The 15,693-nt window shown below is 66.0% G+C and carries 15 protein-coding genes; 8 read left to right on the plus strand and 7 right to left on the minus strand.

Features of this window, described 5'->3' with window-relative positions; translation table 11 throughout:
• Positions 1–151 precede the first annotated feature (151 nt).
• Positions 152–676 (minus strand): TetR/AcrR family transcriptional regulator, encoded by a 525-nt coding sequence (locus BW971_RS10555; RefSeq protein WP_076479289.1) that lies wholly within the window; start codon positions 674–676, stop codon positions 152–154.
• A gap of 69 nt (positions 677–745) precedes the next feature.
• Here BW971_RS10555 and BW971_RS10560 point away from each other — a divergent pair, with 69 nt between their 5' ends.
• Positions 746–1,381, plus strand: coding sequence for a lysophospholipid acyltransferase family protein (locus BW971_RS10560; RefSeq protein WP_076479291.1), 636 nt, complete (start codon positions 746–748; stop codon positions 1,379–1,381).
• Positions 1,382–1,409: 28 nt separating this feature from the next.
• Here BW971_RS10560 and BW971_RS10565 read toward each other — a convergent pair whose 3' ends face one another.
• Both BW971_RS10565 and BW971_RS10570 read right to left on the minus strand, forming a co-directional pair.
• Positions 1,410–1,964, minus strand: coding sequence for a GNAT family N-acetyltransferase (locus BW971_RS10565; RefSeq protein WP_076479293.1), 555 nt, complete (start codon positions 1,962–1,964; stop codon positions 1,410–1,412).
• Between the two features lie 38 nt (positions 1,965–2,002).
• Complete coding sequence (locus BW971_RS10570; protein WP_076479295.1) at positions 2,003–3,652, minus strand: HNH endonuclease signature motif containing protein; 1,650 nt, start codon at positions 3,650–3,652, stop codon at positions 2,003–2,005.
• A gap of 474 nt (positions 3,653–4,126) precedes the next feature.
• Between BW971_RS10570 and BW971_RS10580 the strand changes: the two genes are divergently transcribed.
• Both BW971_RS10580 and BW971_RS10585 read left to right on the plus strand, forming a co-directional pair.
• Entirely contained in the window at positions 4,127–4,927 is an 801-nt protein-coding gene (locus BW971_RS10580; protein WP_076479299.1) for a hypothetical protein, read from the plus strand.
• A gap of 10 nt (positions 4,928–4,937) precedes the next feature.
• Positions 4,938–5,255 (plus strand): hypothetical protein, encoded by a 318-nt coding sequence (locus BW971_RS10585; protein WP_076479301.1) that lies wholly within the window; start codon positions 4,938–4,940, stop codon positions 5,253–5,255.
• A 36-nt stretch (positions 5,256–5,291) separates the two neighbouring features.
• On the opposite strand, the gene bluB is transcribed toward BW971_RS10585, so the two are convergent.
• The 3 genes from bluB to BW971_RS10600 form a co-directional block, all read right to left on the minus strand.
• The gene (gene bluB / locus BW971_RS10590) at positions 5,292–5,945 is read right to left on the minus strand and encodes a 5,6-dimethylbenzimidazole synthase (RefSeq protein WP_083709687.1); all 654 of its coding nucleotides are present in this window, start codon (positions 5,943–5,945) and stop codon (positions 5,292–5,294) included.
• On the minus strand, positions 5,942–6,361 hold the full coding sequence (locus BW971_RS10595) for a nitroreductase/quinone reductase family protein (RefSeq protein WP_076479303.1): 420 nt from the start codon (positions 6,359–6,361) through the stop codon (positions 5,942–5,944). Before BW971_RS10595 ends, bluB begins: the two co-directional genes overlap by 4 nt.
• Positions 6,362–6,423: 62 nt before the next feature.
• The gene (locus tag BW971_RS10600) at positions 6,424–6,714 is read right to left on the minus strand and encodes a hypothetical protein (protein ID WP_076479305.1); all 291 of its coding nucleotides are present in this window, start codon (positions 6,712–6,714) and stop codon (positions 6,424–6,426) included.
• Positions 6,715–6,853: 139 nt separating this feature from the next.
• Here BW971_RS10600 and zwf point away from each other — a divergent pair, with 139 nt between their 5' ends.
• From zwf to BW971_RS10615, 3 genes are read left to right on the plus strand one after another with little or no spacing between them, the layout of a single operon-like run.
• The gene (gene zwf / locus BW971_RS10605; RefSeq protein ID WP_076479307.1) at positions 6,854–8,326 is read left to right on the plus strand and encodes a glucose-6-phosphate dehydrogenase; all 1,473 of its coding nucleotides are present in this window, start codon (positions 6,854–6,856) and stop codon (positions 8,324–8,326) included.
• A 46-nt stretch (positions 8,327–8,372) separates the two neighbouring features.
• Complete coding sequence (locus BW971_RS10610) at positions 8,373–10,061, plus strand: flavin monoamine oxidase family protein (RefSeq protein ID WP_076479417.1); 1,689 nt, start codon at positions 8,373–8,375, stop codon at positions 10,059–10,061.
• 2 nt (positions 10,062–10,063) lie between these two features.
• A complete protein-coding gene (locus BW971_RS10615) occupies positions 10,064–10,873 on the plus strand; it encodes a carbon-nitrogen hydrolase family protein (RefSeq protein WP_234974343.1) in 810 nt (269 codons plus the stop codon).
• A gap of 7 nt (positions 10,874–10,880) precedes the next feature.
• Here BW971_RS10615 and BW971_RS10620 read toward each other — a convergent pair whose 3' ends face one another.
• Positions 10,881–11,891 (minus strand): iron-siderophore ABC transporter substrate-binding protein, encoded by a 1,011-nt coding sequence (locus BW971_RS10620; protein ID WP_083709690.1) that lies wholly within the window; start codon positions 11,889–11,891, stop codon positions 10,881–10,883.
• A gap of 140 nt (positions 11,892–12,031) precedes the next feature.
• Here BW971_RS10620 and BW971_RS10625 point away from each other — a divergent pair, with 140 nt between their 5' ends.
• On the plus strand, positions 12,032–13,765 hold the full coding sequence (locus BW971_RS10625) for an ABC transporter ATP-binding protein (RefSeq protein ID WP_076479309.1): 1,734 nt from the start codon (positions 12,032–12,034) through the stop codon (positions 13,763–13,765).
• Positions 13,762–15,681 (plus strand): ABC transporter ATP-binding protein, encoded by a 1,920-nt coding sequence (locus tag BW971_RS10630; protein WP_076479311.1) that lies wholly within the window; start codon positions 13,762–13,764, stop codon positions 15,679–15,681. The genes BW971_RS10625 and BW971_RS10630 overlap by 4 nt, the downstream gene beginning before the upstream one ends.
• Positions 15,682–15,693: the final 12 nt, after the last annotated feature.

Consider the following 15,693-nt stretch of genomic DNA (forward strand, 5'->3'; position numbering starts at 1 on the left):
GGGCGCCGGTGACATGAGAACGCTAGGGAGCCAAAGTGGAATGACCACCGTCGATGGATGGCCGGGGGGTTAATTGGTCTGTAAATCTAGACAACTTCACAGCTTGGCTAACGATGTGACCAAACCTGCCGGTGGACGTGGCGGCCGGGTGTCATCCGTGGGGTGTCTGGATCCGAAGCTGGTCGACCACCAGTCGAACGGTCGCCTCGTTCGGCGAGATGTCGATCACGGCAAAGGTGTTGGTGGCGGCGAGGGTGCAGAGGCCGTGGATGGAGACCCAGGCGGCGAGAGCGGCCTCGGTGGAACCGGTGACCCCGACCAGCGCCGTGAACCAGTCGCGGGTGACCTCGCGGAGGTTGCCACCGGCATCGGCGAGAAGGTCATGGCGGAAGATCAGTGCGAACATGTGCGGACGGTCGCGGGAGAACCGCCAGTAGGCGACGGCAGCATCGGACAGGCTCTGTTCCAGCGCCGATCGCAGGCGCTCGTTCAGGTCGTCGATGCCCACGCGGGCGACGGCGGCCTGCAGCGAGTTCAGGGTGGGAAAGTATCGCCGAGGGGCGCCGTGGGAGACGCCGGTGGCTGCCGCGACCGCCCGAATTCCCAGGGCGCCCAATCCGTCACGATCAACGATCTGGACACCCGCGTCGACGAGACTGTCGCGGGTGTCGGTCATGTTGACAGAGCCTACTCGGGGGAGGCAGCGTGCGTAGACACTGTCTACTTGCGTCGGAAGGTCGCGCCCATGTGGTACCTGCTGTTCAAGCACGTGCTGATCGGACCGCCGCTACGTCGATGGGTTCAGGTCTCGCGATCCGGGGCGCAGCTCCCCACCGGTCCGGTGATCCTTGCGAGCAATCACCTCGCCGAGATCGATTCGTTGATCGTGCCGTTGGTCGTCTCGCGTCGGGTCACGTTCTTGGCGAAGTCCGAGTACTTCACCGGGCGGGGCATACGCGGACATTGTGTGCGTTGGTTCTTCACGGCGGTCGGACAGATTCCGGTCGACCGGTGCGGTGGCGACGACGGACCGTTGGACGCCGCGTGCGCGGTGTTGCGCGGGGGCGGGGTGTGGGCCGTGTACCCGGAGGGGACGCGTTCGCCCGATGGGCGCATGCACCGCGGACACACCGGAGTCATGCGCGTCGCGGCACGGTGCCCGGACGCAGCGCTGATCCCGATTGCGGTGATGGGTACGGATGAGCTGAACCCTCCGCAGGGCAGGCGGATTCGTCGTGGGCGCTGTCGGGTGGTCATCGGTGAGCCCGTCGCGGCGCAGCGGTGGATCGCGGAGTCGGGGATCCGCGGTGCCACCGACCGGCTCATGACAGCCATCGCGGAGCTGTCCGGCCAGGAGCGCGCCGATGGGTACGCGAGGTGACGGCTCACCCGATGCACGGTGAGATGATTCAGTGGGTCAAGGCCGCCGCGAGCTGGTCGTCGGTCAGCTGACGATCCGCGTACACGAGCCGTATTGCGGACGGATCTGCCACCGCCGGGTCGGGGCCGCGGTGCTGATGTCTCATTCCGAGCTTTTCGGCGACCCGTTGGGACGCGGCATTGTGTTCCAGGAGGTAGGCCACGACGGGCAGATCCCCACGTAGTTCGCGAGCACGGGACATTGCGGCTCGCGACACTGCGGTCGCGTACCCGTTGCCCTGCGCTTCGGGAGCGAAACGGTACCCCAGGTTCCAGTACGTGCCGATCTTCATGTCACAACCACACTGACCCAGCATCGCACCCTCGGGAGAGCGGACGATCCAGGGTCCCAGTCCATCCCGCGCCCACGCCGCGATCCAGGACCGCAGCATCGTTTCCGTGGTCTTTGTGTCGGCGTGGCGCCACGTTGGAAGGTGTGTCCACACGCGAGCGTCGCGATAGATCGCGTGTAGCTCGGTCAGATCGGCCGGCTTGGGTCGATCAAGACGGATACCCGGTTCAGAAGGCGTCGAATCTGTCGGCATCCGCCCACGGTGTCATGTGCGTGCGCGCCCGTCGAGACTCAGGCGACCAGGGGTTGGTCGTGGGGTGGTTTGTCGAGGGGGATGAGGTGGAGGTCGTGTTCCCAGCGTCGGCCTTCGGTGGCGTCGGCACGTGTGAGTGTCATTTGGTTCTGGAGTGTGTCGCGGAATCGTTGGGCGGTGCGGGCCTGACCGGATTCCGACATCAAGCGTTGGCGATTGGCTGACGCGCGGGCAGCGATGGTGCGGTCCTGGCGCAGGACGGGGTTCGGCATCGGGGGTTGGTTGGTGCCGCGTTGTTTCCAGCCGATGCGGCCGACCCAGTGGGGTGGTCCGGTGTCGGGGGTGATGATCTCGGTGATCCACCCGTGTTCGCTGTCGTTGATCTGGGCGTGGTCGGCGTCGCACGCCAACGCCAGCACGGTCACATCGGTGAGCCCACCGTTTTTCCATTCGGTGACGTGGTGGACGGCGACGCGGGTGGCGGGTTGATCACACCCGGGTCGGGTGCACCCCCGTTGGGAGGCGATCAACGCCATCCGCTGATCGGCCGACGCCAGGCGTCGTTGCCGACCAAAGAACAGGGGCCGGTCTGCATCGTCCAGCAGGGCGAGGAACGGGCGGCTGGTCCCGGCCAACGCGAGTGCGTCGCGGACGGGCAGGGTGCCGCCGGAGGCGGTGGTCGCTATCCCGGTTTCGGCTTCGAGTTCTTCCAGTGTCATGGTGACGATGACTTGCGCGGGTAGCCCTCGGTGCTGACCGAGCACCCCGGACTCGGTGATGGTCCTGAGCATCAGGGTGAACGCGTCATGGTTGCGTTGCGCCGCAGTGCGGGTGTCACGTTTCGCCGCCGCGGCGAGAACATCGGCGTGGACCTTGTCCGCATCACCAACCGGCGACTCCGGGTCGTCGGGGTTGTTCATGCCCGGTCGGGCCCATTTCTCTGCGAGCACATCCCACAACGCCCTGGTCACCGGATCCAACTCACCACGGATGCCGGACATGTGGTCCACACCCTGACGCCCCAGGGTCAGACTCCGCCGCCGCTTCCGGTCGCGGTCGTCGTCATCCACCCCGTCGGGATCGAGGTAGGCCAGCAAACGTTGCACCGCTTTGGTCAACTGATCCGGATCCAACATCGCCGCCAACTCACCCAGTTGTTGTTCGGCGGCTTCCCACACCGACCGGTCGTCCCGGACCGCGGACGGGAACTTGGCGATCACCGACCGCATCACCCGCAGATGCGCCGCCCCGACCACCCCGTCGCGTACCAGCGTGGCCATGGTCGGTGCGTACGGGGGCAGGGTCTCCCCGGTCAACCCCACCAACGGGGCACAAAGCTCAGTGTTCGCAACGCGCGCCGCTGCTTCGGAACCACTCAACCCCAACACCTCACGCAAGAACCCGTGACGCCGCAACCCTCGTTTCGCCGGTAGCCCCCGCTCCAACATCTGCGTGGTCAACGCCACCTGCACCGCCTCATCCCGGCGGGTCTGCCGCTGCAACCGCCGCGCCGCAGCCACCACCTGAACGTCATCCACCTCCACAAACGACGAATCGACCAACCTGTCGGACAGCGCTTCCCGCACCGTGAGCAACTCGTCGGTGTCAAAATCCCCCAATGCAGCCAACACCGACGACAAGTCGCGTGTGCGACCCGCGCCGGGGTCGGAGGCCAGGGTGGGGAACATACGTTCTATGGTACTCGCAAAAAGATTGTGCCGCAATCGTTCAAGTCGCGAGATCGCGTGGTCTTGTAGTGACGGCACGGCCAATATTTTGCTCTGTGAATTGGTCAGCAATTCCTGGTCGGATATCGCCGGAGGTCGTCCCGCGACTTCACCCCGGGGTCATCGTTTGATAAACGCGTCATCGGTGACCACGTACAGACCCGCACAGGTCGGTACCATCGGACACCGCACACCGTTGGACGTACACAGTGAGGGGTCGACAGTCATGCCGTACAGCCCGATCGATGCCGCCATCGAACAATTGGTCGCCGGAAATCCCTGGGTGATCGAGATCGCCAACTTCTTCGTCAGCGGACTTCCCTGATCGGAGTCCGTCGGCGCCGAGAACCGTTCACGACGACCCCGTCCACCGGATGGGGTCGTCGTGTCCTCGTCTCGGGCAGAAATCGTGGGACGGGGTAGTAACGTCACGGAATGACGTTCCTGGACGGTCTGACGACACCCGGCAGATTGCCGATGTCGCTGGCGTTCCTCGCCTTTCTCCTGACCTTTCTCATCACCCGCACCATCACGCGCATGATCCGGGCGGGAAAGGGCCCTTTCCACGACAACGTGGTCGGTGGCGTACACATCCATCACGCCATCCCGGGGATCATCCTGACCATCACCGGCGCGTTCGGCTCCGTGGCCGTGGTCGGCCGCGCACCCGGTGCCGAGGTCTTCGCGGTGATGATCGGCATCGGATCGTCACTTGTCCTGGACGAGTTCGCGATGCTCCTACATCTGAGCGACGTCTACTGGACCAAGCAGGGACAACTGTCGGTACAGGTGGTTCTGCTGACGGTGGCCCTCTTGGGTCTGGTACTGCTCGGAGTCGACCCGCTGAGTACCGCACCCGGCATCTGGGACGGTCACATCGCGATCTTCGCGGTGCTGCCGATCCACATCGTGCTGCTGCTCGTATGTGTGCAGAAGGGGAAGTACTCCACTGCCGCCATCGGAGCCTTCATCCCACCGGTGAGCTGGTACGGCGCCCTGCGACTCGCTCGTCCCGGATCACGCTGGGCGCGACGCTTCTACCGAGACCGCCGGTTGGAGCGAGCGCGACGACACGATGAGGCCTTCAACCGGCAATTCGGTCGGTGGCGCCTCACCCTCGAGGATCTGGTCGCCGGCCGGCCGACACAGCCCGACCTCCCGGCCGGGCAGTCCACGGGCGCGACGACCGGGTCCTCACCGGTGACCACGCCGTCACCGTCCGACGACCCCGCGTAGTCTCGCGGCCATGTCGTCGTCCGCTGCCGTCACTGACCCGCCCACCGCTGCGGTCGCCGCCGCTGGACTGGTCGGCGGGTACGCCACCGCCCGGTACACCGGACGTCGTGAACTGGGTGGCGTGGTGTTGGCGGCCGCAGGCGCATGGTGTGCTTCGCGGTGGTATCCCGCCTCCGGCCCGGTGGTCGCGGGCGCGTTGCTGGCCGAATACGTGCTCGCCTTCGGTGCCTCCCACCCGCTGGCGAAGAAGATCGGCGCCTGGCCCGCGGTGTTCACGGTCGCCGCGGCCACTGCTGCCATCGCGTACGCGGTGTCCGACCGGACCTGATCCGCGCACGCCCGGGCCGTGTGATCGCGATCGACGTCAATCGGTCACCCGCCACACGTTCTCGGTGACGAGTTCGGACAGGGGTCGTCGGCGTGCCCACTGCTCGATCTCCAGGACCGGTCGGTCGGGGAACGCGGGTACCGGGCCCAGACACAGCACCGCGACAGGTTCCGCGCCCTCGGGCATGTCGAGCAGGACGGCCAGGCGTACCGGATCGAAGATCGACACCCACCCCATGCCCAATCCCTCGGCGCGGGCTGCGATCCACATGTTCTCGATGGCGCACGCCACCGAGGCCAGGTCCATCTGGGGCATGGTCCGCCGACCGAAGACGAAGCGTTCACGGTTCTCGCACAGCGCCACCACCAGCAGCTCGGCGCAGTCGAGGACGCCGTCGACCTTCAACGACAAGAACTCGTCCTCGCGTTCGCCGAGGGCTGCTCCGGTGCGTCGTCGTTCGTCGTCGACGAGCCCATGGATCGAGTGCCGCAGCGTCGGATCGGTGATGCGGATGAATCGCCATGGTTGCGAGAGCCCGACATTGGGCGCGGCGTGGGCCGCGGCGAGCAGCCGACGCAGGGTCTCCTCGGGCACCACCGCGTCGCGCACGAAGGAGCGCATGTCGCGCCGCTCCTCGATGACCCGGTAGACCGCCCGACGCTCCGACGGACCGAATGCGTGGTCGCTCACGCAGGCGTGAGCCGGAAGATGGGGAATCGCCGCCCCTGCGCGCTCTTGGTGTACTCGACGAAGCCCTGGGATTTGTCGGTGAACTTCTTCCAGTTGCCGTCCCACTCCTCGTCGGGGATCTCGGAGACCTCCATCGACACCGTGCGGACCTCGTCAGCACCGGGGACCTCCACATCGATGCGGGGGTTCGCCCGCAGGTTGTGAACCCACGCCGGATTCCTCGGAGAACCGGCCGCCGAACCGATCACCAACCAGCCACCGCTGTCGGGAATGCCCAACACCGGGTTGATGCGGGTCTCACCGCTCTTCGCGCCGATGGAGTGCAGCAGAACCAGGTTGTCGCCGAACCCCGCCGTGGTCACGGTGCCGTTGTTCGACCGGAACTCGTTGATGACGGTGTCGTTGAAGTCACTCATGCCCCGATTGTGCCGTCCTGGCGGCCTCGGAAGCCAGCAGCGGCGAGATGACATCGGTCGGGTCAGGCGAGTCGGGGGAGCCGCGGAGCCTCGTGCACCACGCGCCCGGGACGCAACGACTCGCCGTGACTGATGACCTGTGCGAGCAACGCGCACCGTGGGTCGGACGGCGTGCGGGGGATGACCTTGCGGTCTTCGTCCAGAGCCTGCAGCAGCGACGCGGCGTCGTCGAGAAACGTGTCGGAGGCCTCCGGCCAGAGCGACGCCGCGAGTCGGCGGATCTCGGGCGCGGGGGTGGTGGCGTGCGACGTGGTCCACCGCACCACCGCGGGCACCCCGGAGGGCGGGTTCATCGCTTCGGTCCCCCTCGCCATCGGCTCGATCCCACGGAGCCGCCGCTGCGACTCCTTCGCCCCGCAGACGACTGTAGCGCCGAGAGACGAGGAATGCGTTCGCCATGCCACGTGAGGTCAACGATGAGACCATCGAGCCGTGACAGAACTCACGGAGTCTCGCGGTGACAGGGAGAAGCACGAAGACGTGGTCCCCCACGTGGTGGTCCTCTTCGGTGCGACCGGCGATCTGGCACGCCGCAAGCTGTTGCCAGGTATGTTCCACCTGTCGATTTCCAAACTCGCCCCCGACATCAGAGTCGTCGGCACCTCGCTCGACGACATCGATACCGAGCAATTCCGGACGATCGCCAAGAAGGCGTGTCAGGAGTTCTCCAGCCGAAACCCTTCCGAGGCGGCGATCGACGAGTTCGTCGAGACCCTCACCTACGTCCAGACCGAACAGGGGCCCGACGCGCTCCGCGAGGCCGTGGTCGCCGCCTCCGACAGCCTGGGCGGGCACGCGCGGCTGTTGCACTATCTGAGTGTGCCGCCCAAGGCGGCGATGGCGGTCCTGAAGTCGCTGCACGAGGCCGACCTGGTCAAACGGTCCCGGGTGATCATGGAGAAGCCCTTCGGTACCGATCTCGAATCCGCCCGCGAACTGAACGCCTCCATCCACCGTTGGTTCAACGAGGACCAGATCTATCGGATCGACCACTTCCTGGGGAAGGAGTCCGCGCAGAACATCCTCGCCTTCCGCTTCGCCAACGGTCTCTTCGAGCCGATCTGGAACCGCAATTTCATCAACTACGTGCAGATCGATGTGCCGGAGAAGCTCACGCTCGAGGGCCGCGCGCAGTTCTACGAATCCACCGGCGCCTTCCGCGACATGGTGGTCACCCACCTGTTCCAGATCTTGGCGTTCGTCGCGATGGAGCCGCCCACGGCGCTGGCACCGGACCCGATCAGCGAGGAGAAGAACAAGGTCTTCCGCTCCATGAAGCCGCTGGACCCGCATCAGGTGGTGCGTGGGCAGTACATCGGTTACCGCGACGAGCCCGGGGTCGCCGCGGAGTCGCAGACCGAGACCTTCATCGCGTTGGAGTGTGGCATCGACAACTGGCGCTGGGCCGGCGTGCCGTTCTACCTCCGCACCGGCAAGAATCTGGAAGAGGGTCAGCGGATCATCTCGATCGCCTTCCGTGAGCCACCGAAGAGCATGTTCCCACCGGGCTCGGACGTCGGGCAGCACGGGCCCGACCACCTGACCTTCGACCTGGCCGACGTGTTCAAGGTGTCGTTGTCGTTCTACGGCAAGCGGCCGGGGCCCGGGATGAAGCTGGACAAGTTGAGCCTGCAGTTCGGGATGAGCGAGCACGAGCACGCCGGTATGGTCCTCGAGGCCTACGAACGGCTGATCCTCGACGCGATGCGCGGCGATCGCACGCTTTTCACCACCTCGGATGGCATCGAACGGTTGTGGGAGGTGTCGGCGCCGCTGCTGGACGATCCACCCCCGGTACGGCCGTACAGCCGGGGATCGTGGGGTCCGAATTCCATTCATCAGCTGATCGCCCCGCACGCCTGGCGGCTGCCCTTCGAGCGCAGCTGGCGCGAGAAGGAGAAGTAGGGGGAGCCCGCGGTCCGGTGGTATGCGCGTCACCACGTCGGTCGGTATGGCCGCCCGTAGTGTCGACTCCGTGGTGGACACGACGCATCGGCCGGTGACGATCTTCGGTCCCGACTTCCCGTTCGCCTACGACGAGTGGTTGGCCCATCCGTCCGGCATCGGGACCGTCCCCGCATCCGCGTACGGCACCGAAGTCGCGGTCATCGGCGCGGGGATGGCGGGAATGACCGCGGCCTACGAATTGATGCGCATGGGCCTACGCCCCGTGGTCTATGAACCGGACCGGATCGGTGGCCGGCTCAGGTCGGAACCGTTCGTGCCCGGCGAACCGGAGGTCGCTGAGCTGGGCGGCATGCGCTTCCCGGCCTCGTCGAGCACGTTCTTCCGGTACGTCGACCAGTTCGGTCTGCGCACCCGGCCGTTCCCGAACCCGCTCACAGCCGCCGCGGGCAGCACTGTGCTCGACCTCAACGGCGAGACGCTGTACGCGGAAACACTCGATGATCTGCCGCCGATCTACCGACAGATATCCGACGCCTGGGATTCCGCGCTGGACCGCATCGCGGGGTTCGGTGCCCTGCAGGACGCGATTCGTCACCGGGACGTCGGCGAACTGAAGAACCGGTGGAACCAGTTGGTCACCGAATGGGACGACCGCAGCTTCTACGACTTCCTGGCGACCTCGAAAGAGTTCGGGGAACTGACGTTTCGGCACCGTGAACTATTCGGACAGGTCGGTTTCGGCACCGGTGGCTGGGATTCGGATTTCGGCAACTCCATGCTGGAGATCCTGCGGGTGGTGCTCACCAACTGTGACACCGACCAGCACCTGATCGTCGGAGGCTGTGAACAGGTGCCCCGGAGTCTGTGGACCGACACCCCGGCTCGCATCACGCATTGGCCTGTCGGTACCAGTCTGATGTCGCTGCACCATGGCGCGACCAAGGCCGGTGTCGCGGCCATCCGGCGCATCGACGACGATCGCATCGAGGTGGTCGATCGCTACGGTGACAGCCGCGAGTTCCGTGCGGTCATCGCCACGTGCCAGGCGTGGTTGTTGACCACCGAGATCGACTGCGACGAATCGTTGTTCTCGCAGGAGCTCTGGATGGCGCTGGACCGTACGCGATACATGCAGTCGTCCAAGACCTTCGTCATGGTCGACCGGCCGTTCTGGCGCGACCGCGATCCCGACACCGGACACGAGACCCTGAGCATGACATTGACGGACCGACTCACCCGGGGCACGTATCTGTTCGACAACGGGCCCAACCGTCCGGGGGTGATCTGCCTGAGCTACAGCTGGATGAGCGACTCGCTCAAGATGTTGCCGCACTCGGTGGACCGCCGGGTGGACCTCGCCCTCGCGGCGCTGCGGAAGATCTATCCGGACGTCGACATCGCAGGTCATATCGTGGGGAAGCCGATCACGGTCTCGTGGGAGGACGACCCACACTTCCTGGGTGCGTTCAAAGGTGCGCTGCCAGGACACTATCGGTACAACACTCGCATGTACGGGCACTTTGTACAGGACTCACTGCCACCCGCGGAGCGGGGGATCTTCATCGCCGGTGACGATGTGTCGTTCATGCCCGCCTGGGTGGAAGGGGCCGTGCAGACCGGACTGAACGCCGTCTGGGGAGTGATGCGCCATGTCGGTGGCGCCACCCATCCCGACAACCCAGGCCCCGGCGACCGCTATCCGGACATCGGCCCCCTCGACATCGGATTGTGAGCATGCCGATGGATGCGATGCAGCAGCTCCGGATCGCGCTGTGGCAGTGCCAACCGCGCACCGATGACGTCCCGCGCGCGATCGCGGACCTCGCCGACCGGGCGAGCGTCGCAGCGGCCGAGGGTGCCCGCCTGCTGATCTGTCCGGAGATGTATCTGTCCGGCTACCACATCGACTCAGCGACGGCTCGTCGCCTGGCCCAGCCGGCCGACGGTGAGTGGGCGCGGCAAATCGGTGCCGTCGCCCGGGATACGAACATCGCGCTGCTGTACGGATTCCCGGAGCTCGCCGGGGACGGGACGGTGTACAACGCCGTGCGGTTGGTCGGCAACAACGGCGTCACGGTGGCGGTGCACCGCAAGACCCACCTGTTCGGTGAGATCGACAGGGCGGCGGTCACCGCATCCGACCGGCGCCCCACGGTGTTCCACTTCGAGGGGTGGCGATTGGCGCTGCTGATCTGTTACGAGGTGGAGTTCCCGGAGGTGGTGCGTCGGCTGGCGGTCGCAGGCGCCGACCTCGTCTGTGTACCGACGGCCAACATGCCGGACTATGACGCGGTCCAGCGGGTGTTGATCCCCGCGAGGGCGTTCGAGAACCAGGTGTACGTCGCCTATGCGAACTTCTGCGGCACCGAGCGAGGACTGGACTACGGCGGCCTGAGCCTGATCGCCGGGCCGTCGGGTGCGACGGTGGTGGAGGCGGGCACCGCCGAAGGCATGATCGTCGGCGACCTGGACAAGGCGGCGCTGCGGCGATCGCGACACATGAATCCCTATCTCGCCGAACGGCGCCCGGAACTCTACGACTGAGTTCCGCTCACGGTTGACTGTTCAGGCGAGCGACGACCTGGTCGATTCCGTACGGGATGCTGATGATCGAATTGAAGGCCAACGCCGCACCGATCGGCGGTTCGGCCTCGAAGGGCAGGAAAGTCGCGCAGTTGGTCCGGGCCACCTTCAGGGTCCGGAACAGAGTGTTCTCCCGGACCTGTTGCTCCGTCTGGTCACCGGTGTCGATCAGGAAGATCACGCGATCGGCGTCGATGGTGTCGAGTCGCTCGGTGCTGACGTTCTTGACGTCGCCCCCGGGATTGAACGCACGCACCGCGGGGAAGACGGTGAAGCCGAGTCCCTCGGTGAACTGCAACTTGGGGTCACCCGCCCCGAAGACCGCCCACTCGTCGACCTTGGCCGGTTCGACCACTGCGACCGTCTGTCCCTTCCACTGCGGATGCGCGTCCCGTGCGGTGGTGAACTCTGCCTGCACGGCGGCGATCGCCCTGTCGGCCTGCGCCCGCCGACCGAGGGCATCACCGGCCAACTGGGTGATCACCGTCCACGGTGCGGCGAAGTCCGCGTGTCCTACGGGTTGCGCCACCGTGGCGGCGATGCCGGACAGCTTGTCGTAGTCGGCCTTCGTCATCCCCGAGTACATGCCGAGGATCAGGTCGGGTTCGAGCGAGGCGATCTTGCCGAAGTTGTACGTGTCGCGCTCGCCGACAATGGTCGGCTGCTGACCAGCCCAGATCGATGCCTCCCATGGCCACTTGCCGTACGGCCGCTCGCCGAAGAAGTCGACGACTCCGACAGGTTTGACGCCGAGACCCAGTACCGGTTCCTGATCGGTGTACCCCAGCGTGACCACGCGCCGCGGATTCGCGGGGACCTCGGTGCTGCCGTACTTGTGGGTGACCCTTGCCGGTGCCACCGATGACGAGGCGGGTGACGAGGAGTCGGCGCGGCCGCAACCGGCCACACCCAGCGCCCCGAGGCTTCCGAGCCCGGCCAGCAGGAAGTGTCGACGGGTCAGGCCGGGGAGGTGAGGCACGGGAGAACTCCGATCACGTGTGGGTCAGGTATGGCTAACCATAGTCATGAGGGCGGTGTGCGTCCTCGACTCGGGGATCCCACAAAAATCACGACGACACCACCCGCGACGAGTTGTTACCGTCACCCGGTGACCATCGAATGTTGACCCACCTGCTGCGGTCGTACCTGGGGCGTCACCGTCGGCAGCTGGCCGCGGTGATCGTTCTGCAGTTCGTTGCCACGTTGGCCATGTTGTTCCTGCCAACTCTGAACGCGGACATCATCGACCGCGGGGTGGCCCGCGGTGACACACACCGCATCCTCACCACGGGCGGCTGGATGCTGGCGGTGAGCGTGGTTCAGGTGGTCTGCACCATCGCGTCGCTGTACTTCGGTTCCCGGGCGGCGATGGGGACGGGCCGCGACATCCGACACGATCTGCTGCACCGAGTCGACTCGTTCTCGGCGCGCGAGGTCGGAACCTTCGGCGCCGCATCGCTGATCACCCGCACCACCAACGACGTGCAGCAGGTGCAGATGCTGGGTGTGATGGCGGCGACCATCCTGGTGGCCGCACCGATCATGTGTATCGGCGGGGTGGTGATGGGTGTCTATGTCGGCGCGGGTCTGGCCTGGGTGCTGGTGATCGCGGTACCCGTCCTCGCCGGGACGATGGCGCTGATCATCGCGCGGATGATCCCGGGATTCCGCGCGATGCAGGTACGCATCGACACGGTGAACCGCATCATGCGCGAGCAGATCACCGGTATCCGCGTGGTCCGCGCCTTTGTCCGAGAGCGCTACGAGCGCAGTCGCTTCGCCGCTGCGAACGACGACCTCACCGCCGCGTCGCTGCGGGTGGGTCGAATGGTCGCGCTGATGTTCCCGGCGGTCATGTTGATCAGCAACCTGACCATCGCCGCCATCGTCTGGTTCGGCGGACACCGGATCGACCAGGGAAATCTGGAGATCGGCGTTCTCACGGCGATGATCTCCTACGTCATGCAGATCCTGATGGCGGTGATGATGGCGTCGTTCCTGGCCATGATGGCGCCGCGGGCCAGCGTGTGCGCCGAGCGCATCTGTCAGGTGCTCGACACCGAGACCTCGGTGGGCGCGCCGGAACAACCCAGGAGTTTCGTCAGCGATCCGGGCACCGTCGAGCTACGGGCGGCGGAGTTCCGGTATCCGGGTGCTGATCGGCCGGTGCTCTGCGACGTCACCTTCGACACCCGACCTGGGACCACCACCGCGATCGTCGGCTCCACGGGCGCGGGGAAGACCACGCTGCTCAGCCTGATCCCACGATTGATCGACACCACCTCGGGATCGGTGCTGGTGGGGGGCACCGACGTCCGCGACCTCGATCCCGACGACCTGCGCGGGGTGATCGGGCTGGTCCCGCAGAAGCCGTACCTGTTCTCCGGCACCATCGCGACCAACATGCGCTTCGGTCGTTCGGATGCGACCGATGACGACATCTGGGCCGCATTGACCATCGCCCAGGCGGCCGACTTCGTCCGGGCGATGCCAGACGGTCTGAACACCGCGGTGTCGCAGGGCGGGACCACCGTCTCCGGTGGACAGCGGCAGCGGCTCGCCATCGCCCGCGCGTTGATCAGACGACCGAAGGTGTATCTGTTCGACGACTCGTTCTCCGCGCTCGACCTCGGCACCGACGCCCGGTTGCGGGCGGCGTTGCGACCCGCCACCCGAGACGCCTGCGTGATCATCGTCGCTCAGCGCATCTCGACCATCGTCGACGCCGACCAGATCGTGGTGCTGGATCAGGGTCGGGTGGTCGACGTGGGCACCCACGAGGAACTGCTCGACACCTGTCCCACCTACACCGAGATCGCCCGGTCGCAGCTCTCGGCGGAGGTGCCGTCATGACCCGACCCGGCGCGATTCCGGGCGGACCGGACCAGAAGCCGAAGGACTTCGGACCCGCGCTGCGCAGACTGTTGGCCATTCTCGGTCGCCGACGATGGGTGCTCGGCGGGGTGCTGCTCTCGGCGGTGGGGTCGGTGGTGCTCAATGCGCTGGCCCCGCGGATCCTGGGGCACGCCACCGATCTGATCTTCGCCGGCGTCATCGGCTCCCGGCTGCCCGCGGGCATCAGCCGAGCCGACGCCGCGGCAGGGTTACGAGCGCGTGGGGACAGCACCTACGCCGATCTGGTGGGGTCGATGACGCATCTGACCCCGGGTCGAGGTGTGGACTTCGCCGCGGTCGGCAATGTGCTGATGACGGTGGTGCTGCTGTATGCGGGGTCGTCGGCGTTGGCCTGGTTGATGGGTTTCCTCCTCAACACGCTGACCCAGCGCACGGTGCAGTCGCTGCGCACCGACGTGGAGGCGAAGGTGCACCGTCTGCCGCTCAGCTACTTCGACGGTTCGCAGCGCGGTGACCTGCTGTCGCGGGTCACCAACGACCTCGACAACGTGTCGCAGAGCATGCAGCAGACGGTCAACCAGTTCCTCAACTCGGTGCTCATGGTGATCGCCATTCTCGCCGTGATGCTGTGGATATCGCCGCTTCTGTCGTTGGTGGCGGTGGCCACCGTACCGCTGGCGTTCCTGGCGACCGCATTCATCGCCAAACGGTCCAAGCCGCACTTCATCTCCCAGTGGTCGTCCACCGGCTCGCTGAATGCTCAGGTGGAGGAGGCGTTCACCGGACACGAGTTGATCAAGGTGTACGGCCGCAGAGACGAAGTGGAGGCGCGGTTTGACGAACGCAACGCCGCACTCTTCGAATCCAGTTGGCGCGCACAGTTCATCTCCGGCACCATCATGCCGTTCATCATGTTCCTCGGGAACCTGAACTACGTGGCCGTCGCGGTGGTCGGTGGTCTGCGGGTGGCGTCGGGGTCGCTGACCCTCGGTGAGGTGCAGGCGTTCATCCAGTACTCCAGGCAGTTCACCCAGCCGCTCACCCAGCTCGGTTCGATGTTCAACCTGATGCAGAGCGGGGTCGCCTCCGCGGAGCGCATCTTCGACATCCTCGACGCCGAGGAGGAGGTTCCCGATCCCGCCGATGCGGCGAGTCCGGCAGAAGACCACGGTCGCATCGTGTTCGACGACGTCTCCTTCCGCTATCTTCCCGATAGGCCGCTGATCGACAGCCTCTCGCTCGTCGCCGAACCCGGCCACATGGTCGCGATCGTCGGACCGACCGGCGCAGGCAAGACCACGTTGGTGAACCTGATCATGCGGTTCTACGACGTGGACGCCGGTGTCATCGCGCTCGACGGCGTGGACACGGGACGGATGACCCGTGACGACCTGCGTGAGCGCACCGGGATGGTGCTGCAGGACTCATGGCTGTTCGGCGGGACGATCCGCGAGAACATCGCCTACGGCGATCCGGACGCCTCCGAGGACGAGGTGATCGAGGCGGCCCGGGTGAGCCACGTCGATCATTTCGTGCGGATCCTGCCCGACGGATACGACACGGTGATCGACGACGAGGGCGGCGGGGTCAGCGCAGGCGAGAAACAGCTCATCACCATCGCCCGCGCGTTCCTGGCCAAACCGACCATCCTCATCCTCGATGAGGCCACCAGCTCGGTGGACACCCGAACCGAGTTGTTGATCCAACAGGCGATGGCGAACCTGCGCACCGATCGGACCAGTTTCGTGATCGCGCATCGGCTCTCGACCGTCCGCGACGCCGACACCATCCTGGTGATGGAGGAGGGTCGCATCGTCGAGCAGGGTTCTCACGACGAACTGCTCACTGCTCGAGGTGCATATCACCGCCTGTACAACAGCCAGTTCGCCGGCGCGGTGGGCGGCTCCGACTGAGCTATCCTGCCG

Origin of the sequence: Williamsia sterculiae (assembly GCF_900156495.1) — a bacterium.
Taxonomy (GTDB): Bacteria; Actinomycetota; Actinomycetes; order Mycobacteriales; family Mycobacteriaceae; genus Williamsia_B; species Williamsia_B sterculiae.